Raw genomic sequence first — 19830 nt, 5'->3', positions numbered from 1 at the left:
CACGCCGCTCGGGAGACCCAATGCTCACTGCAGCACGGGGGGCAACTCTGATCCTCCTGGGTGCCCTGCTTGCGCAGGCGCCCCTCACCGCCCAGGCCTACCAGCCCCAAGACCCCGGTTACCGCGAGTACACCGGCCGCCCCACCACCGATCCAGCCGTTGATCCAACCGGTGATCCAGCCGGTGACCCCTCGGCTTCGCAGACCCCCGCCGGCGCCGCGACCGGCGCACCGTCCTGGTCGCCGACGAGTGATCCGACAGGCGATCCGACACCGACCGGATCGCCGACCGCCACCCCGACCACGCGGCCGACCGATGGTCCTGGCACCTCCTCCGACGAGCCGGTGGCGAAGTCGTGGGGCGACGTGGTGACGGAGGTCACGCGGACCTCACCCGGTGACGTGCAGCTGCGGTCGGCTGACACGTCCGCGCAGGCTGCGTCGATGCTGCGGTGTTTCAAGCTCGACACCGAGAACTACTGTCTCGGGCTCGGGTTCGTCGACAAGGTGCCGACCGGGGCTCAGCGGCATGCGCTGATGAGCCAGCCCGATCCGCGTGCCGCGGATGAGATGAACGCCGAGCAGGACATCCCCACCGGTGATCTGACCGCTGCCGCGTTCGTCGCCCAGCGGGCCGCGCTGCCGAAGAGCAGCCGCGTGGCGGTCGAACTCGACGAAATGCGCGCCGCCTGGAACGGCCGCGAAAAGGCCCGCGAACTCCGCGAGATCGCCGAAGCAAACACACCCCCGCCCAACCCAGAGCCAGCCCCGGCCGGATCACCCGCCCAAACCCCGGGCGCGACACCAGGCCCCACCTCGGCGCCCACGCGCACCGCTCCGACCGTCGGTCCGTCGTCGCCCAAACCGACCGCCCCCACGACGCCGGTAGGCACCTCGACACCGGCCGGCCCGCAGACTCCGGCGGCGCCGCTTGCCGCGCCGAGCTCGGCGTACATCATGAAGGGGTACCAGACCTCTCAGGAGAAGGGGTACTGGTGTGGGCCCGCGACCTTCCAGTCGATTGACTGGGCGGACGACAAGCAGAAGGACACCCAGGCGTCCTGGGCGAAGGATCTCGGGTCGACCACCGGCGGTACCGCGATCTCCGCGATGGTGCAGCAGACCAACCTGAAGACGGGCTGGCCGAAGTCGGCCGGTACGTACATCGTGCAGAACGTCTCCGGCTGGAACGCGCAGACCTTCTTCGCGGTGCACCAGAAGCACCTCGGCGTGTACAAGGCGCCGGTGATCGAGCACGTCCAGCTGCTCAAGCGGTACTTCCCGTATCTGGCCTTCAACCACAGCGGCCACTACCAGGTCGGCCGCGGCTACAACAAGGCGAACGGGACGATCGCGATCTTCGAGGTGTTCAACGAGCGCCGCTTCAACAGCCGCGGCAACGTCACCGACGGCCCGAAGAACATCCCGGCCAGTGCCCTGTTCAACGCGACCCTGGCCAACTCCTTCCAGAACATCGGGCTGTGATCACTCCACGATGCGTCGCCGTACAGTTGCCGTAGGCACCCTTCTGGTCCTGCTCGTGGCGGGCTGCTCCTCCGCCAAGCCGGAGAGCAGCCCGTCCCCGAGCAGCACCCCACCGCCGTCACCTGCTCCAACCACCCCGGCGAAACCGAGCGACTCGGGTACGGCGCTGCCCACCTGGGCGAATGTGCTTCGCCAGCCGGTCGACAGTCAGCACCTGGTCACGCGGCAACGCAAATACGTCGTCACCCGCGGCAGCGACGAGGCGGGTACGACCACGATCGCGGACCGCGGTACGCAAAAGGTGATCGTCCGCCACGTACCGCCGGCCGGGTTCGTTGCCCAGTCCCCCGTTGTCATCGACGATCGCTGGGCCTTGGTCCAGGACATCCGTTCCGACGGGCCGGATCCGCAGATCAAGGTGGTCCGCTACGACCTCAGTACCGGAAAGGCGACCGCGCCGGCTGGGCTGCCGCCGGTGTCCGAGCCGGAGATCGGCGCGTACGACGGCACGTTCGCGTACAGCTCGACCGACGCGAAGAACCGCTCCTGCCTGATCATCGCGGAGCTGTCCACGCTGAAGTACCGCAGCGTCACCTGCGTGGCGGCGCCCGGGTACGTCGCCGATCCGGTGGTGTCGGCGGACTCGGTCACGTTCAGCGAGATCGCCGCGCCGGAAACCTCGCGCCGATGCAAACGCGTCCTCACCACTCCCCTGTCCGGCGGCGCGGTCAAGCCGGTGCCGGCGGCAACCAACTGCATTCAGTGGAGTGGCGTGTCGTTGCGCGGCGCAACGGTCTGGTCGGAGGTCGGCGCGTCCGACCCGGACCAGTACCAGAGCAAGGCGTACGTCCGCGAGTCCGGCGACTCCCCCGCCCGGCCGCTCGGCACCGTGATCACCGACACGATCCTTGCCTGTGGCAACTGGATTCTCTGGGAGACGCGGACGGTCAGCACGGCCGGCGTCGAGTCCTACCAGATCAACCGCTGGCGGCCCGGGATCGCGACCCCACAACGCTTGTACGCCGCCGCGCCGGGCGTCGCGCTGACTCCGATGACGTGCCAGGACAACACCGTGTACGTGGAGGCGGCGCACTTGGCCAGCTCCCCCACGTACACCGAAACGATCGCCGCCGCGGTCGCCTAGCGCTTCGCGTGCCGGATCTTCACCTTGCCGAAACCGATGGTGCCGGTGATCCGGATCCGCGGACCGGTCCCGTCGGATCGGCGCGGCGGCTGGTACGGCGAGTCCTTCAACGCGGTCGTCAGGCCGTCGAGGTCGACGACCGCGTCCCGGGGCACCCGGATCTTCGCGCTGCCGGTGCCGAGGTTCAGCTCGAGGTCGAGCTCCGGGTACTCCCAGACCGCCCGGGACAGGTCCAGCTTGACCCGGCCGAACTCGGAGTTGACCTTGAGTTTGCGCGGCACCCGCCAGGCGCCGGTCCGTTTGATCCGGCCGGTCGCCGCCGCGATGCCGGCCGAGCGGCCCGGATCCGGCACGGGCAGCGACGCGAGCGCCACCTCGATGTCCTGCCCGGTCTTCGCGGACAGCACCTGATGCAGCCGCTCGTCCATCTCCTCGTGCGTGAGCAGCCCATCGGTGTAGGCCTCCTGCACGCGCTGTACGGCGGCGTCGCGGTCGCCTTCACGGGCCGACGGCGAACGATCTTCTGGCACGGAGGTCACCGGCTCACTGTAGTGCCAGACCGCGGCTCCGGAGCTGGATACGCAGATCCGCGGCGCCGGTGAAGACCTCGGCATCCAGCCCGGCCGCGCGGGCACCGTCGACGTTGTACGCCATGTCGTCGGTGTAGAAGGTCCGCGCCGGGTCGAGACCGAACCGGTCGATCAGGATGCGATAGATCTTCTCGTCCGGTTTCGCCGTCTGCTCGACGCCGGAAACCACCTCGCCGTCGAAGCTGGTCAGTACCGGGAACGCGTCCTTCGCCACCTCCCACTTCTCGCCGGAGAAGTTCGTCAGCGCGTACGTCGGCAGGCCCAGCGCCTGGAGCTCGCCGAGCACCACGGCCGTGTCCTCGAACACGCCCTTGACCATCTTCAGCCAGCCGTGGTCGTACGCGGCGATCCACTCGGCGTGCTCCGGATGCAGGCTGGTCAGCTCCGCGACCGCCTCGGCCCACGGCCGCCCTTCGTCCTGCCGGTGGTTCCACGCCGGGCTGGCGATGTTGGTCAGGAAGTGCGTCCGCTCGTCCTCGTCCGGGATCAGGTCCGCGTACAGGTAGGTCGGGCTCCAGTCCAGAAGTACGCCGCCGATGTCGAACACCACCGCGTCGATCGTCGCCTCAGTCATGCCCGCAACCCTACGAGAAGGGCGCCGCCGCTTTCACCGTACGCAGCACCGGAGTGGTCTCGATCGCGGTGATGTGCTCGATCGCGCCGACCCGATCGACCAGGTACGAGTGCAGCGCGCCCGGACTGTCACAGAGCGCCTGCGCGACGAGATTCGTCCGGCCGGTGGTGGCCGCGACGAAGGGCAGTTCGTCGTGTTCGGCCAGCGCCCGCCCGACGGCGTCCAGGTACGCGGGCTGTACCGACAGCCACAGCATCGCGCTGGTGGTGTAGCCGAGCACTACGGGATCGACGTCCACGTCGTAGTACAGCGCGCCGCTCTGCTGCAGTTCCTCGAGCCGCCGCGCGACAGTCGCCGCGGACCAGCCGGTGCGTTCGGAGAGATCAGCCAGCGTCATCCGCCCGTCCTCACCGAGCGCGGTCAACAACTTGGCGTCACCTGCGTTGAGCTCACGCGCCGATCCGCGATCCGGTGCAGTCGTCCGCAGGGCCGCCTGTTGTGCGGCAGTGAGGCTCTTCACCCGCCCGCGCCAGGCCGTCGGACCGCCTACGTACAGGTGCAGCAGATAGTGCGCGGAGACCGCTGTGATGCCGGCAGTGCGTGGGATGTCGTGCAGGAGCAGCTGGTTGCCGTCAGAGGGAGAGCTGTGCACGGTCGCGACGATCTCGGTACCGCCGGACGCCAGCTTGACCCAGCTCGTGTCCGGGCGCCGGGCGAGCGCGCCGGCCAGCTCCCGCGCTGCCTGCGGCGCCGCGGTCAACCGGAGCAACCACTGCGCCTGACCGGCCGCCTGGGAGTCGGGCAGGCCGACCACCCGCAGACCGGCTTCGGCGCGCAGCCGGTTGAACCGCCGCGCGACGGTCTGCGTCGAGACGCCGAGCACTTCACCGATCCGGCTGTACGGCGCCCTGCTGTCCAGCTGCAACGCATGGATCAAGGCCCGGTCGATCGCATCAACCATGCACGAATCTTCGCCTATTGGCGGTCATGATGGAACCTTTCGCCAATGTTGGCATGCAAAATGGAATGTTTCGCCGTCATGGGCGCATCGTGGCGGCATGACGAACAAGCGATGGATCGGGCTGATCGCGCTCCTGGTCGCGGAGGCGATGAATCTGCTCGACGCGACGATCGTCCAGGTGGCGGCGCCGGTCATCCACAGTGAGCTCGGCGGCCGTACCTCGGACATCCAGTGGTTCAGCGCGGCGTACACGCTGCCTTTCGCCGCGTTGCTGATCACCGGCGGCCGGCTCGGCGACCGGTACGGGCGGCGGCGGGTCTTTGTCCTCGGCGTCACCGCTTTCGTGCTGACCTCAGCCGTTTGTGCGGTGGTATCCGACGCGGGCCTGCTGATCGGCGCGCGGGCCGTGCAGGGCGCGGCGGCCGCGTTGGTGATTCCACAGACGATCGGGCTGATCAAGTCCAGCTTCAGCGGCGGACAGCTCGCCAAAGCGCTCGGCACGATCGGACCGGTGATGGGACTGGCCGGCATCTCCGGGCCACTACTCGGCGGCCTCATCACCGAAGTCAGCTCCTGGCGTGCGGTCTTCCTGGTCAACGTACCGCTCGGGCTGGCTGTGCTGGCGCTGTCACGGCTACTGCCGGAGTCAGCGTCGCCTCGGCCGCCGGGCATCGATGCTGTTGGGACAGTGCTGCTGACGGTTGGTACCGCGCTGGTCGTCTATCCGGTGCTGCAGTCGCGCGACTGGGTCCTGCTCGCGGTCGGTGTGGCAGTGCTCGGTGTCTGTGCCGTCCAGCAAGGGCGGCGGAGCGAAGGGCGGTTGATCGAGACGAGTCTGTTCGCGCATCGGGGGTTCGCACCGGCGCTGATTACCTCGACGCTGTTCTTCGCGGTGCTGAGTGGCGTCACGCTGGTTGTCGTGCTGCATCAGCAGCTCACCCTGCACCACAGCGTGATGCAGTCGAGCCTCACCCTGCTGCCGTGGTCCGCCGCATCCGGTGTCGCGTCACTCGTCGCGGGTCAGTGGCTGGTCGCACGGTTCGGTTCCCGGTTGATGTACGTGGGGCTCGGCGTACTGGTCGCAGGGCTGGCTGTTACGCCGTACGCGCTGGTGCTTGGGCTGGCTGTTGGTGGTATCGGGGTGGGGCTGTTCACCACCGCGTTCTTCACCGAGGCGTTGCACCGGGTCGAACCGCATGAGACCGGCTCAGCTGCTGGGTTGCTGAATGCGGTGCAGCAGTTCGGTGGCACGTTCGGCGTCGCGGCGTTCGGGTCGCTGTTCCTGCATCACCCGGCCGGTCTCGATCGGACGGTTTGGGTGGCGGTCGCGGTGGTCGCGGTGACGTTCGCGACCGCGCACCTCATGCGGTCGCCGCGTTGGCTAGCGCTCGGGCGTGCAGTGCAGGAGCCAGTGCGTACTGGCCGATGAAGATCAGCACACCGAGTACGCCACACCCGATCCAGGTCACCGTTGCGCCGAGGTGCTGCAGGGCGTTCGTACCGGCCAGCGGGCCGATCACCGTGCCGATGCCGAACGCCATGCCGGACAGACCCATGTACCGGCCGCGCAGGTCGATCGGTGCGAGGTCGGCGAACACGGCACCGATCACCGCGGCGAACCCGATCTCGCCGATCGTCCACACCACGACCGACAGGCCGTACCCCCACCAGCCGTGCACGACCGCGCCCAGACCGAAGCCGAGCCCGACCACGAGCATCGATGCGGCCAGGAGCTTCGGGCGGTCGAGCTTGACCAGCCAGCGGCCGAGGAAAGGCTGGAGGAGCACGATCACGACACCGTTCAGCGCGATCACCAGACCGTACGTCTCGGAACGCAGTCCGTCCGCGGCCATCGCCAACGGGAGCGTCGAGTAGCCCTGGAAGTAGATGGTCGCGTACCCGATCTGGATCAGGATCATGAACAGGAACACGGTGTCACGCAGTACGACGCCGAGCAGCGGGCGGCGCGGCGTACCTTCGTCGAGTACCGGACGGGTCTCCGGGACCATCGTCCAGATCACCACCCCGGCGATCACCGAGGTCGCGGCGTTCAGCCAGAAGAGCAGGCCGTACCCGATGGACGCCAGGACGCCGGCGCTGACGGTGGAGACCGAGAAACCGAGGTTGATCGCCCAGAACAGCAGGCCGTACGCGCGGACCCGCTCGTTCGGCTGGAGCAGATCGGCGACGGTGGCCTGGACGGCCGGGCGGAACAGGTCGCCGAGCAGGCCGACCAGGAACGCCGCGATCCAGATCATCACCATCTCGCGGGCCGACCCGAGCAGGACCAGCGCGGCGCCGGTACCGAAGAAGCAGATCAGCATCGTCAGCCGGCGGCCGACGCGGTCGGCGAGCAGGCCGCCGACGAGCTGCGCGGCTACCGTACCGGCGCCGACTGCTGCCGCGACCGCGCCCGCCGTGCCGGCGGACAGGTGGCGGTCGTGGGTGAGGTAGAGGACGAGGAACGGCTGGACGAAGCTGCCGAGCCGGTTGACCAGTTGGCACACCCAGAGCGCCCAGAACGCCCGCGGAAGGGCGGTGGAGGCCGGGCTGCCGACGGCGACTGCACTCATGGGAACAACTGTCCGGCCCGGCCCGGCGCGCTGTCGATGATTAGGGTCAGGCCTAATCGTCTATGGTGGGGTGGTGATCACGATCAGGTTGAGCGCCGGCGACGTCGGGCGGATCCGGTTCGCGCTGTCGCCGGTGTGGGAAGCCGTGACGAGCGTGCGGGCGCTCAGCAACAACACCGCGCGGAGCGTACACGGGCCGTGGCTGCAGAAGGTACGGCCGGTGATCGAGGGCGACGACCTGACGTTGCTCAGGGCACTGATTCCGTCGTACGGCTACATCCCCGACTTCCTCACCCCCGCGCCGCCGCGACGGTCGACCAGCTTCGAGTCGGGCCTCGCCGCGATCGCCGCGACACCGCACGACCTGGTGGTCGACGAGCTCGGCCGGCTGCACCACGACACGCCACACCCGATGCTCCCGGACTTGATCACCCGGCCCGCGAAGGCGCTCGGCCTGATCACCACGGCGCTGGAGACGTACTGGCAACGAGCCATCGAGCCGGACTGGCGACGGATGCGCTCGCTACTGCAGGAGGACCTTGCGTTCCGGCTGGACGAACTCGCCAGCGGCGGCATCGAACGGCTGTTCCGCAACCTGCATCCGTCGATCAGCTACAGCAGCGACCGAATCGAAATCAACCGCCCGTTCTGCTGCGACGGCGAACCGATGACCGGCCAAGGCGTACTCCTGGTCCCGTGCGTCTTCACCTGGCCGGCCGGCCTGGCAGTCACCGGCGCGCCCCACGTCCCGACCATCACGTACCCACCCCGCGGTCTGGGCCGCCTGTGGGAAGACCGCCAAGACACCACCGACTCCCCCTTGGCCGACCTGGTCGGCCGCACCCGAGCCGCCATCGTCAGCCACCTCGACCTCCCCATGTCCACCACCCACCTGGCCCACCAACTAGGCCTGTCCGCCCCCACCCTCAGCGTCCACCTCACCATCCTCCGCAACGCCGGCGTCGTAACCTCCCGCCGCGACGGCCGCGCCGTCCTCTACCACCGCACTCCCCTGGGCCACCAACTGCTCACCGCCGCCACCCTCAAAACCCCAGCCTGAACAGCCGGCGCCTGCCCACCCTCCGACCGCGAGGAGGTCGTCCAACAACCGTCGTCGGTCATGGGCGCGAGCAGGCCAAGAACCTGCGTCTGCTGCACTCAGCGTGCTGTCTCGCGCCAAGCTGCCGTACCTGTTGCCCGAAGTTGCCTCAACTCGGGTGACTGGTCCGGCGGCGCCGGCGCTGGTACTCACGACCGAACTGGTCGCACTCCATCGTCCTCGTCCGTCCGTGCGTTCCCGGACCGCAATCGTCGTACAGGAAGACTGGTCAGCCACTGCGGTCTATCCACAGGCCCGAGAGGTCAGCCGAAGGTCGGTGGGTCTACCTGGATTCGGACGGTGCCGGGGTTCTTTTTGGTGGTGCGGGCTGATTGGGCGTCTTTGAGGGAGCGGACGAGGGTGGGGCCTTGGGGGCGGGGGGTGCGGACGACGGCGCGGACGGTTTCGTCGTCGACGTCTACCGGGCCGAGGACCTCCAGGCCGGCGGACGGTGGGATGGTGTCGCGGAGGCGGGTGATCAGGTCGTTGACGGACTCGCCGGGGCCGGTGAGTTCGGCGAGTTTGGCGGCGGGGGCGAGGCGGGCGGTGCGGCGGTCCTCGATTTCGCGGGCCGCGTAGCCTTCGGGGCTCCAGCGGACGATGGCCTGGAGGGGCAGCGCGGACGGGTCGCCGACCAGGATGACGGTGCCGCCGGAGCTGGCCGGGCGTACCAGCGCGGCGGCGTTGAACCAGCGGCGGACGGCCTCTTCCGGTGCACGGAGGTCAGGGCGGGACAGCATCAGCCACGTGTCCAGAAGCAGCGCGGCGCTGTAACCACCTTCCGCGACCGGCTCGGCGCCTGGCGTACTCACGATCAGCGCGGCCGCATCCGAAACGACGTCGAGCATGTTGTCACCACCCGACGTACGCACCACGACTCCGGGAAAGGCACGGCCGAGCTCCTCCGCGGTCCGACGTGCGCCGATCACCGCCGCGCGCATCCGGGTGTCACCGCACTCCGGGCACCGGTGGTCGGTCGCGGGCCGTCCGCACATACTGCAACTCGCCGGACCGGAGCCGCCCGTACGCCGCAACGTTCCGCCGCAGGTCGTACATCGCGACGGCGCGCGGCAGGTTTGGCAGACCAGACTCGGCAAGTACCCGGCTCGTGGAACCTGCACGAGCACCGGCCCCGTACGCAACCCGTCCCGCGCGATCTCGAACGCCCGGTGCGGCAACCGCGCCGCCCGCGCGCCCGGGTCGCGGGCCAGGTCGATGTCCGACTCCCCCGCGATGTGTACGGCCGGCGCGGCCGCGCGGATCGCCGTACGGTCCGCGATCAGCTCGTGCGCGAACCCGGACTCCAGCAACGCCGCCGCCTCCGCCGACCGCGCGTACCCACCGAGCAGCGCGGCGCATTGCTGCCGGAACGCCCGCAAAAGCAGGACTTCCCGGGCATGCGGGTACGGGGCGCGCGGCTCGGCGTACGACTCGTCGCCGTCGTCCCACATCGCCACCAAACCGAGGTCCGCGACCGGCGCGAACGCGGCCGCGCGGGTGCCGATGACGACGCGCGCGCATCCGCGTACGGCGGCGAGGAAGGCGCGGTAGCGCGCGGTCGGGCCGAGGTCCGCCGACAGCGTGACAAAGCCGGTTTCGCCGAGCACGGACTTACACGCGGCAGCGAGCCGCTCGAGATCGCGGGCGTCCGGAGCGAGCAGCAGCGCGCCACGGCCGGACGCGGCGCATACGGCCGCGGCCTGCGCGAACGCGAGCGCCCAGTCGGCGCCAGGCACCGCGGTCCAGACAGCGCGCGGCGACTCCGCGCGGGAGATCGCGTCCAGAAAACCAGCCGGGTACGGCGCCCATTCGGACCGTGACGTCGACTTCGGCGGCCGCGCGGGCTGATCGCAGCGCAGCGCCTCACCTTCCACCTTCGCGTGCCGCGGCGGAACGGCGAGCCGGGTGACATCGGCGAGCACCCCGGCGTACCGATCGGCGACCGCGCGACACAGGTCGGCGACCTCCGGCGTCAGCACCCGCTCAGGCGAAACGACCTTGCGGAGCCGGGCCAGTTTGCCGTCGTGATCGGACGCGTCCAGCCGCTCCAGCACGTACCCGGCCAGGTCCTTGCCGGCGAACCGCACCTTCACCCGCGCGCCGGGCTGCGCCGCCGCGGCCAGATCGTCCGGGACGAGGTAGTCGAACGGCCGGTCGAGATGCGGCAACGAGACATCGACCGCGATCCGGGCCACCGGCAGCGTCGCGGTGATCCCGGCGGGCTCCTTCGTACGCGACTTGCGAACGGTGTCGCGCAGCAGCGTCAACTGCTCCGGGGACTCGCCGTTCGATGTCACCGGGAAACTCTAGTCGGCCACGACCACGCACCGTCGGAGGCCGACACCCTGGCTGTGGACAAGCGCCGGCCCGGCCGTCGCTTACTCGGCGGCCGGGCCCGCTACTTACTTGTTGACCGCTGCTTTCAGTGCCTCGACGCGGTCGGTGCGCTCCCAGGTGAAGTCCTCGCCGGTACGGCCGAAGTGACCGTTCTTCGCGGTCTGGGCGTAGATCGGGCGGAGCAGCTCCAGGTCGCGGATGATCGCGGCCGGCCGCAGGTCGAACACCTCGCGCGCCGCCTCGGCGATCTTGCTCACCGGCACCTTCTCGGTACCGAAGGTGTCGACGTAGAACCCGACCGGCGCCGCCTTGCCGATCGCGTACGCGACCTGGCACTCGACCCGGTCCGCGAGCCCGGCGGCGACGATGTTCTTCGCCACCCAGCGCATCGCGTACGCGGCCGAACGGTCCACCTTCGACGGGTCCTTGCCGGAGAACGCGCCACCACCGTGCCGCGCCATCCCGCCGTACGTGTCGATGATGATCTTCCGGCCGGTCAGCCCGGCGTCGCCCATCGGGCCACCGATCTCGAACCGGCCGGTCGGGTTCACCAGCAGCTTGTAGTCGGCCGAATCGATGTCGAACTGCTCCAGCACCGGGTCGACCACGTGCTTCTTGATGTCCGGCGTCAGCATCGACTCCAGGTTGATGTCCGCCGCGTGCTGGCTGGACACCACCACGGTGTCGATCCGTACCGCCTTGTCACCGTCGTACTCGACCGTGACCTGGGTCTTGCCGTCCGGGCGCAGGTACGCCAGGGTGCCGTTCTTGCGCACCTCGGACAGCCGCTCGGACAGCCGGTGCGCGATCGTGATCGGCAACGGCATCAGCTCGGGCGTCTCGTTCGACGCGTACCCGAACATCAGGCCCTGGTCGCCGGCGCCCTGCAGGTCCAGCGCGTCCTCCGACGCCGACGAGCGCGTCTCGTACGCGGTGTCGACGCCCTGGGCGATGTCCGGTGACTGGCTCCCGATGGCGACCTGCACCCCACAGGACGCGCCGTCGAAACCCTTCAGGGACGAGTCGTAGCCGATCTCCAGGATGCGGGCCCGCACGATCCCCGGAATGTCGACGTACGCCGTCGTGGTGACCTCACCCGCGACCACGACCAGACCCGTGGTGATCAGGGTCTCGACCGCGACCCGGCTCTTCGGGTCCTCGGCCAGCAGCGCGTCGAGGATGGAGTCGCTGATCTGGTCAGCGATCTTGTCCGGGTGACCTTCGGTCACGGACTCGGACGTGAAAAGGCGGCTCGCCACAGTTCTCCCTCGGATTCCTCGTCTGCCGCACGACCGCGGGTTGGCACAGCCGCACGATCCCCCCATGCACCGGCGGATGACGATGCATCTTGGGAAGTATGCCAGCAGTTTCCAGCCACGTCGGGCTGACGCTCCGAAAACATCCAGAATCCGAGATAGCTGATCACATTCCGGACAATCGCTGCCGGATCAGGCGTACGCCGCGCGGGCTTGGGCGGGTTGCTCGGGCTTGGGCGGGTTGCTCGGCTCGGGCGGGTTGCTCGGCTCGGGCGGGGTGCCTGTCAGGCGTGGGCGCCGACCGTCACCTCGCCGAGCGTCAGCGACGGCGTGCCCCCGAGGATCTCGCCCAGCCGGTCCACCTCCTGCTCGAGCAACCCACGGCGACGCTTGTTCAACGGGCTGAGCGCCTCGACCGTGAACTGCAGGGTGCGCCCGGCCTTCTTCTGATGCCAGACACCGGCGACCACACCGTCGACCAGCAGCAGCGGGTAGTTCCCGGCCTGCCCGCGTGCGGTCGCACGGGCGAACGCCTTCCCGGGAAAGAGCAACTCCCGCGGGTAACTGCCAACCCCATAGGCATCGAAGTACGGCAGCAGGCGTACACCCTCCGCCCGCTCGTCCGAAAAATCGCCGTCACCCGGGGCATACCATACGGTTTGGTCCGCGAGTCGCCCGTACGGAAGATCCGCGAAGTACGGCTTGACCGCGGTCGCCGGAACCTTCAGCCAGCGGGCGAACTGCTGCGGCGTCGCGGGTCCGTACGCGTAGAGGTAGCGGTGCAGCAGCTCGGTCAGCGCCTTCTCGGCCGGCATCGGCTCGAACGGTTGCCGGCGATGCGGATTCGAGTACGTGGTGAGCCGCCCGCGCATCGGTCCGTGACACAGCACGCCCGCGTGCGCCGCGACCGAAATCGCCTGCCGCCAGCGCGACCACTCCCCCTGGAACGCGGGAAATGTCGGTTCGTGCGCCCACGGCCCCGTCCGCCGGATCACCTCCGCGGACAGTTCGTCCACGGTCAGATCGTCCTCCGCAAGTGCCTCGCCGATCGCCACCACCACCTGCGCGATCTCGTCCGCACTCATCCGAATCGCCCCCTGCGGCTGCGAAACCGATGGCAACGCCCCCAACGCCCCCGTCCACATCCCCAAATCCTCAACCGGCAACAAATGCACAGTCCCCCGAGCCCCAAACGTCTTCACCAGCCCCACCCCACCCACCGCCAGCCCACCCACCCCGGCACCCACCTGCAGCCCACCCGGCGCACCATCGACCTGCTGCCCATCCGCCCCGGCACCCGCTTCCTGCACGACCGACACACCACCTGCCTGCAGCCCGCCCGTCGTGGCTCCCACTTGCCGCCCGCCCGTCGTGGCTCCCACTTGCCGCCCGCCAGTCGTGGCTCCCACTTGCCGCCCGCCCGTCGCGCCACGCGCTGGCTGCCCGCTCGTCGTGGCGCCCATCACCTGTTGTTGCACGGTTGCTCGCGTGGCGCCGGCCACTCGCAATGCCACCGACACCTCCCCGGCCGCCGCGATCTGCGCATGCGCCCCGCACATCGCCCGCACCGCCTCCACCGGCGTCGCCGCGGGCTCGATCAGAAAGTGCCGCCGCATCCGCCGCGCAACCACGGCCTCCCAGCTGATCTCCATCCCCCGACCCTAACCACCAAAGCGGACAACTCCTGACCTCTTCCAACCCCGCATCCCCAACCCAACCGGCGCCCTACCCAACGACCACCCCACCCGCCACACTCACCCCCCACACTCACCCCCGCACACCCACCCCCACCCGCCCCCCACCAGACCCTCCATCAGCCCCTGCCCAGTTGCCATTTGAGAGGTGAACGTCTCCGCTCGCCCGTTCACCAGTCGCGTACGGCACTGGAACGGGCAAGAGCGGACGTTCACCTCTCAAACGGCGGACGCACAACCGGCAGCGAACAGCGGGCGGCGGACGCGCAACCGGCGGTGAGCGGTGGGCGGCGAGCGGTGGGCGGCGAGCGGTGGGCGGCGAGCGGTGGGCGGCGAGCAGCGGGCGGTGAGCAGCGGGCGGGGCCGAGTGTGCGCCGGGCGGCGGGGGCCGGGCGTGCGCCGGGCGTGCGCCGGGCGTGCGCCGGGCAAGTATCAGCCGGTGGCGTCAGGCCGCGTCGTGGGCGCGGGCGAATGCGTTTCGGAGCTGGGACAGCAGACGATCCGGCCGACTGAGATCCGTCCAGTCGGAGCGGACGACCTGGAGGCCTAGTGCGCGCAACCGGTCTTCGCGGTACTTCTCGTGGACCAGCACCTCCGCGGTCGCGTTCGCGTACTTCAGCTTCCCGTCGAACTCGACCACCGTGTCGAAATCGTCGAAGAAGAAGTCCACCCTGGCGACGAGCCCGTGGGCATCGTGGAACTCGACCTGCAACTCCGGTTCCGGCAGACCATGGTTGGCCATCAGGACCCGGAGTCTCGATTCTCCGACCGACTCCGACCGGGCATCGCTGAAGTTCCAGGCGGCGCGGGCGGTCGCGCTGCGTGGCCAGTACTCAGTTGCGGCAAGCAGTCGGTACACCTCCTCATCGCTGACGGCGTTCGCGTGGAGCGCCGCGTCGATGCTCACGACCGCGGCCTCGAAGGACGTCGTACACGCAGTCTCGAACGCGGCCCGAGCAGCCGTCGTCGTGACGAGGCCGGCAACTTGGGTCAGGTCAGCGGGCGCCAGTTCTCCGGCGTGATGGTGTACGCCCGCGATCCGCCCGCTTGTGGTCACGTCCTGCCGGGTCAGATGAACGCGGCCCAGGTCGAGGCCCCACAGAGGCAGGCCGTGCAGAGCCAGCGCGGACTGATGACTGACCGCGACCTTGCTGCGGCGCCTCGAATTGACGACTGCGTGTACCAGGCGCAGGTGCTCCTGCCGGGCTCGGCTCCACGGCTCCATGGCCGCCAGATCCGCCCACTCGGCGTACTGGCCGTGCCGAATGCGCACCCATCGACCGTCGTTGAGCCGCGCGCGGATCTGCGTCGGCGTATAGCCACTGGAGAGGGCTTGCCGGCGGCTGAAAACACCAGCCTGCCGTTCCGCCACCAGGGTGAGCCTCGGGTTCATCTGACCAGCATCCGCGCTCAGAGTACTCAGCGGGGGCCGTGCCGCCGATCTGTGGAAATCCACTTTCAGTGGTTAACCCCTGAAATGGCTGGGCGGGGTCCAGTGGTCTAAGCAACGAGTAGTTCGGCCAGTGCTTGGGCTGGGGTTTTGAGGTTGAGTGTAGGGCGGGGTCGTTGGTTGAGGGTGGTGGCGATCTGGTCGAGGCTGGCGGCGGTGTGGGTGGACAGGTCTGTGCCTTTGGTGAGCCAGAACCGCAGGAGCCGGTTGGTGTTCTCGTTGGTGCCGCGTTGCCAGGGGGAGTGGGGGTCGCAGAAGTAGACAGGCATGTTCAGATCGAGCTGGATGCGCCGGTAGGCGGCTAGTTCGCGTCCGCGGTCCCAGGTCAGGGAGCGGCGCAGGTGGTCGGGCAGGGTGCGCATCTGGGTGATCATGGTCTCGGCCACGGTGTCGGCGTCGTGCTGGCCGGGCAGGTGCAGCAAGATGGTGAACCGGGTGGTGCGCTCGACCAGTGTGCCGACCGCGGAGCGGTTGCCGGTGCCGATGATCAGGTCGCCTTCCCAATGTCCGGGCACGGCACGGTCGGTGGCCTCGGCGGGGCGTTGACTGATCGTGAACGCTTCCCGGTACGGGTTTCGGGCCTGGCGATGGTCGCCGCCGCGGGGTTTGCGGGCCGTGCGGCGCAGGCTCAACTGCCGGTGCAGGTCTTGTCGCAGCTGGCCGCGGGTCTGCACATACAGCGCTTGGTAGATGGTTTCGTGCGACACACGAGCCATCCTCTCCTGCGCGCTGTCGCCGGGGTGATCACGGCGCAGTACTGCCGCGATCAGGCCCGGGGACCAGCCGGTGTCCATCCAGCCGGTGATCCGGGCGCACAGCCCCGGATCGGCGGCCAGCTTGAACTCCTTGGGCCGGCGCCGCCGCTCATGAGCGGCACGGTGAGCCACCGGCGCCCAATAGGACCCGTCCCGGCCGCGATTGCGGGCCACCTCACGCCAGATCACCGACTTGTCCCGCCCGATCGCCTCACCGATCCCGGCATACGACAACCCCTGCCGTAACAGCACAGCGATCACCGCCCGGTCCTCACTGGTCAACGGCCGCCGAGCTCGCGTCCCCGCGACCCCACCCGCGACCCCACCCGGGACTGCTGCCGGCACGCTGCCCGGCAACCCACCAGCTCTGTTCTGCCGCAACGATGGCTCCACAAGCCCCGATGTTCGCCACCACAACGAACCCGTATCCCACGACACGCCGACCGCCGACGCCGCTGACTGCACCGACCACCCACCACCCACCAGCGCGAAAAACTCATCCCGCACTCCGTACGGATACCTCATCGGCATACACAACACCTTCCATCAGGCGTTGCTTCGACCACTGGACCCCGCCCTGGTTCACCGCCCGCATGCCGGTGGTGAAGGGGCACGCCGAGACGTTCACCCCTCAAATGGCCTCGCGCGCGGCGGCTGCAGGCGCGCGGGCAGGGCGGGCGCGCAGGCGGAGGCGGAGGCGGGGCCGGCGCTGCGGGCGGGGCGGGCGCCCGGGGCTCGGCGGTGCTGGGGGTGGGTGGGGGCGGGGGTGGTTAGGGCCAGTGGGTGGTTACCAGGTTCCAGATGACGCCGGCTAGGGCGTCTTTGCTGCCGGAGGGGACGGGGAGGGCGTTGCCGGAGCGGTCGAGGATTACTGCTTCGTTGAGGTCGCTGCCGAAGACCTTGCCGCCGGAGACGTCGTTGACGACGAGGAGGTCGCAGCCTTTGCGTTCGAGTTTGGCGCGGCCGAGGTCCAGTACGGAGTGCTCGGCGTCGCCGGTTTCGGCGGCGAAGCCGACGATGACCTGGCCGGGGCGGGCGCGGTCGTGCGAGATGGTCTGCAGGATGTCCGGGTTCTGCACCAGGCCGACGGCGGGTACGGAACCGTCGGCGGTCTTCTTGATCTTGTGCTCCGCGACGTCGGCCGGCCGGAAGTCGGCGGGCGCGGCGGCCATCACGATCGCGTCGGCGTCGGCGGCGCGGCCGGTGATCTCGTCGTACAGGTCGCGGGTGCTGGTGACCGGTACGACCTGCACGCCGGCCGGGTCGGGCAGCTCGGAGTTGGCCGCGACGAGGGTGACCTTGGCGCCGCGGGCGGCCGCGATCCGGGCCAGCGCGTACCCCTGCTTGCCGGACGACGAGTTGCCCAGGTAGCGGACCGGGTCGAGGTGCTCACGGGTGCCGCCGGCGCTGATCAGTACGTGCTTGCCGGTCAGGTCGGCGACCGACTGGCCGGCCGCGCGGGCGGCCTCGTCGGCGAGCATCAGCTGGCTGATCGCGAAGATCTCCGACGGCTCCGGCAGCCGGCCGCGGCCGGTGTCGGTGCCGGTGAGCCGGCCGACGGCCGGCTCGAGGACGGTGATGCCGCGGGACCGCAGGGTCGCCACGTTCGCCTGGGTGGCCGGGTGTTCCCACATCTCGGTGTGCATCGCGGCCGCGAACAGGATCGGGCAGCGCGCGGTCAGCAGGGTGTTCGTGAGCAGGTCGTCGGCCAGCCCGTGCGCGGCCTTGGCGATCAGGTTCGCGGTCGCGGGGGCGACCACGACCAGCTCGGCCGCCTTGCCGATCCGGACGTGCGGGACCTCTTCGACGTGGTCGAACGGGTCGGCGGTGACCGGCTGACCGGACAGCGCCGCCCAGGTCGCCGCGCCGACGAACTCCAGCGCGGCCGCGGTCGGCACCACCCGGACGCTGTGCCCGGACTCGGTCAGCCGCCGGAGCAGATCGCAGACCTTGTACGCCGCGATCCCGCCGCCGACGCCGAGGACGACATTCGGCTTGTGCCTGGGCACGGCGATCCCCGGCGGGTTACTCGGACTTCTCGGCGGCCGCGGCGGCTTCCGCCTCGGCCTCGGGGTCGATGTCGGTGCAGGTCAGCACGCCCTCGTTGATCTCGCGCATCGCGATCGACAGCGGCTTCTCCTGGACGTGCGTCTCGACCAGCGGTCCGACGTACTCGAGCAGGCCCTCGCCGAGCTGCGAGTAGTAGGCGTTGATCTGCCGCGCGCGCTTGGCCGAGTACAGCACCAGCTTGTACTTGGAATCGGTGCGGGTGAGCAGGTCGTCGATCGGCGGTGAGGTGATGCCGATGGCGACGGGCTGGTTGCCAGACAAGTTCAGCTCTTTCCAGAGATGGAGGGTGATCGAATCAACTTTACCAACTGATCGGCCGCCTCCCGAACCGAGGCGTTCACGATCGTCACGTCGAACTCCTTCTCGGCCGCCAGCTCCAGCACCGCGGTCTCGAGCCGGCGTTCGCGCTCCTCGGCGGTCTCGGTGCCGCGGCCGACCAGCCGCCGGACCAGCTCGTCCCAGCTCGGCGGCGCCAGGAACACGAACTGGGCCTCCGGCATCGTCTCCCGGACCTGCCGCGCGCCCTGCAGGTCGATCTCCAGCAGCGCGGGCCGGCCGGTGCCGAGCTTGTCGAGTACGGGCTGCCGCGGCGTACCGTACCGGGCCGCCTTGTGCACGACCGCCCACTCCAGCAACTCACCGGCTTCGACCATCCGGTCGAACTCGGCGTCCGACACGAACAGGTAGTGCACGCCGTGTACTTCGTTCGGCCGCGGCTTGCGGGTGGTGGCCGACACCGAGATCCAGATGTCCGGGAACCGCTCCCGGATGTCGGCGGCGACCGTACCCTTGCCGACCGCGGTCGGTCCGGCCAGCACCGTCAGCCGGGCCGGCGGCCGCGCGCCGGTACCAGTCGGGCCGGTATCAGCCGCGCCGGTACCAGTCGGGCCGGCGTCGTTCGAGGCAGCGCCGTTCGAAGCAGGATCGTTCGGAAGCGTGGTCATCGTCACACCAGTGTCCAACGAGCCGGACAGAGTTTCGGTTCGGCTCACTGGGCTCATTCGGCGAATTCGCGCTCGAGCGCCGCGATCTGGTTCGAACCCAGGCCACGGACCCGCCGGGTCTCCGAGATCCCGGCCCGCTCCATGATCTGCTGGGCGCGGACCTTGCCGACACCGGGGATGCACTGCAGCAGCTGGCTGACCCGCATCTTGCCGATCACGTCGTTCTTCTGCCCCTCGTGGAGCACCTCCGTCGGGGACGCCCCCGAGTGCCGGATCCGGTTCTTGATCTCGGCTCGTTCGCGCCGCGCCGCCGCGGCCTTGTCCAGAGCCGCCGCTCGCTGCTCCGGAGTCAAAGAAGGAAGTGGCACCGTTTCACCTGTCCCGTTGTATGGCTTCGCAAGGGAACCTAACACGGGTTCAGCCCGAGGTCGGGCCGCGGCTCAGTTAAGGGCCGGCAGATCGACCTTGCAGCTGTCCTTGGCCTGGCTGGTGATGTTCTTGTACGCGGTCATCACCCCGCCGGTCTGCTGACTCAGCTTGGCCAGCTCGACCCGGTCCGAACCGGCCTTCTGGACCTTCTCCGCGAACGTGACGACGACACCCCAGTCGTCCTTCACGCCGGCCGGCGCGGACTCCTGGAGCTTCTTCGCGTCGTCCAGGATCTTGACGTAGTCGCCCGGCGCCGTCGGGTCGACCTCGGTGGCCTTGGCCGCGTACTTGGCCAGGTCCACGCAGTACGCCTGCTCTTCGGTGCAGGCGGTCAGTACGCTGCCGCCGGCGGCCACGGTCGCGAGGATGGCAAGGGATCGCTTCATCGCACCGACGCTACCGGGTGTGACCAACCGATCCGAAACGAATACGTTCCGCTGACGGCGGCGATGGGACGGCATGGGCAGAGC

The 19830-nt window shown here is 69.4% G+C and carries 18 protein-coding genes; 4 read left to right on the top strand and 14 right to left on the bottom strand.

Annotated features, from left to right (window positions below):
* The first annotated feature begins 20 nt into the window (after positions 1-20).
* Complete coding sequence (locus HDA44_RS05115; protein ID WP_184831765.1) at positions 21-1484, top strand: hypothetical protein; 1464 nt, start codon at positions 21-23, stop codon at positions 1482-1484.
* Between the two features lie 10 nt (positions 1485-1494).
* On the top strand, positions 1495-2628 hold the full coding sequence (locus tag HDA44_RS05110; RefSeq protein WP_184831763.1) for a hypothetical protein: 1134 nt from the start codon (positions 1495-1497) through the stop codon (positions 2626-2628).
* Here the strand turns inward: HDA44_RS05110 and HDA44_RS05105 are convergent.
* Genes HDA44_RS05105 through HDA44_RS05095 form a run of 3 tightly spaced genes read right to left on the bottom strand, consistent with a single transcriptional unit; the run spans position 2625 to position 4753 of the window.
* Positions 2625-3167 (bottom strand): DUF1707 domain-containing protein, encoded by a 543-nt coding sequence (locus tag HDA44_RS05105; protein WP_184831761.1) that lies wholly within the window; start codon positions 3165-3167, stop codon positions 2625-2627. The genes HDA44_RS05110 and HDA44_RS05105 overlap by 4 nt on opposite strands.
* A gap of 4 nt (positions 3168-3171) precedes the next feature.
* The gene (locus HDA44_RS05100) at positions 3172-3792 is read right to left on the bottom strand and encodes an HAD family hydrolase (protein WP_184831759.1); all 621 of its coding nucleotides are present in this window, start codon (positions 3790-3792) and stop codon (positions 3172-3174) included.
* A gap of 10 nt (positions 3793-3802) precedes the next feature.
* Positions 3803-4753, bottom strand: a complete 951-nt coding sequence (locus HDA44_RS05095) for an Lrp/AsnC family transcriptional regulator (RefSeq protein WP_184831757.1) — start codon at positions 4751-4753, stop codon at positions 3803-3805.
* 97 nt (positions 4754-4850) lie between these two features.
* Between HDA44_RS05095 and HDA44_RS05090 the strand changes: the two genes are divergently transcribed.
* Positions 4851-6182: an MFS transporter gene (locus HDA44_RS05090; RefSeq protein ID WP_184831755.1), complete on the top strand. Its 1332-nt coding sequence runs from the start codon at positions 4851-4853 to the stop codon at positions 6180-6182.
* Here HDA44_RS05090 and HDA44_RS05085 read toward each other — a convergent pair.
* The gene (locus HDA44_RS05085; RefSeq protein ID WP_184831753.1) at positions 6115-7326 is read right to left on the bottom strand and encodes an MDR family MFS transporter; all 1212 of its coding nucleotides are present in this window, start codon (positions 7324-7326) and stop codon (positions 6115-6117) included. The two genes, HDA44_RS05090 and HDA44_RS05085, sit on opposite strands and share 68 nt — an antisense overlap.
* Before the next feature lie 73 nt (positions 7327-7399).
* On the opposite strand from HDA44_RS05085, the gene HDA44_RS05080 reads away from it, so the two are divergent.
* Entirely contained in the window at positions 7400-8386 is a 987-nt protein-coding gene (locus HDA44_RS05080) for a helix-turn-helix domain-containing protein (RefSeq protein ID WP_184831751.1), read from the top strand.
* 302 nt (positions 8387-8688) lie between these two features.
* Here the strand turns inward: HDA44_RS05080 and HDA44_RS05075 are convergent, their stop codons facing one another.
* The 10 genes from HDA44_RS05075 to HDA44_RS05030 form a co-directional block, all read right to left on the bottom strand.
* Positions 8689-10722: a primosomal protein N' gene (locus HDA44_RS05075; protein ID WP_184831749.1), complete on the bottom strand. Its 2034-nt coding sequence runs from the start codon at positions 10720-10722 to the stop codon at positions 8689-8691.
* Between the two features lie 105 nt (positions 10723-10827).
* A complete protein-coding gene (metK, locus tag HDA44_RS05070; protein ID WP_184831747.1) occupies positions 10828-12021 on the bottom strand; it encodes a methionine adenosyltransferase in 1194 nt (397 codons plus the stop codon).
* A gap of 281 nt (positions 12022-12302) precedes the next feature.
* Positions 12303-13670, bottom strand: coding sequence for a winged helix DNA-binding domain-containing protein (locus HDA44_RS05065; RefSeq protein WP_238352362.1), 1368 nt, complete (start codon positions 13668-13670; stop codon positions 12303-12305).
* Positions 13671-14157: 487 nt separating this feature from the next.
* Entirely contained in the window at positions 14158-15105 is a 948-nt protein-coding gene (locus HDA44_RS05060) for a type IV toxin-antitoxin system AbiEi family antitoxin domain-containing protein (protein WP_184831746.1), read from the bottom strand.
* A gap of 107 nt (positions 15106-15212) precedes the next feature.
* Complete coding sequence (locus tag HDA44_RS05055; RefSeq protein WP_184830484.1) at positions 15213-16448, bottom strand: IS30 family transposase; 1236 nt, start codon at positions 16446-16448, stop codon at positions 15213-15215.
* A 239-nt stretch (positions 16449-16687) separates the two neighbouring features.
* Positions 16688-17926, bottom strand: a complete 1239-nt coding sequence (gene coaBC, locus HDA44_RS05050; protein WP_184831745.1) for a bifunctional phosphopantothenoylcysteine decarboxylase/phosphopantothenate--cysteine ligase CoaBC — start codon at positions 17924-17926, stop codon at positions 16688-16690.
* 16 nt (positions 17927-17942) lie between these two features.
* A complete protein-coding gene (gene rpoZ / locus HDA44_RS05045; protein WP_112238107.1) occupies positions 17943-18248 on the bottom strand; it encodes a DNA-directed RNA polymerase subunit omega in 306 nt (101 codons plus the stop codon).
* Between the two features lie 2 nt (positions 18249-18250).
* Positions 18251-18931: a guanylate kinase gene (gene gmk / locus HDA44_RS05040; protein ID WP_184831744.1), complete on the bottom strand. Its 681-nt coding sequence runs from the start codon at positions 18929-18931 to the stop codon at positions 18251-18253.
* A 53-nt stretch (positions 18932-18984) separates the two neighbouring features.
* A complete protein-coding gene (gene mihF / locus HDA44_RS05035; RefSeq protein ID WP_131463267.1) occupies positions 18985-19299 on the bottom strand; it encodes an integration host factor, actinobacterial type in 315 nt (104 codons plus the stop codon).
* A 72-nt stretch (positions 19300-19371) separates the two neighbouring features.
* On the bottom strand, positions 19372-19746 hold the full coding sequence (locus HDA44_RS05030; RefSeq protein WP_184831743.1) for a hypothetical protein: 375 nt from the start codon (positions 19744-19746) through the stop codon (positions 19372-19374).
* Positions 19747-19830 lie beyond the last annotated feature (84 nt).

The sequence above is a fragment of the Kribbella solani genome, assembly GCF_014205295.1.
Lineage (GTDB): Bacteria > Actinomycetota > Actinomycetes > Propionibacteriales > Kribbellaceae > Kribbella > Kribbella solani.
This window is presented reverse-complemented; position numbering and strand designations above follow the sequence as displayed.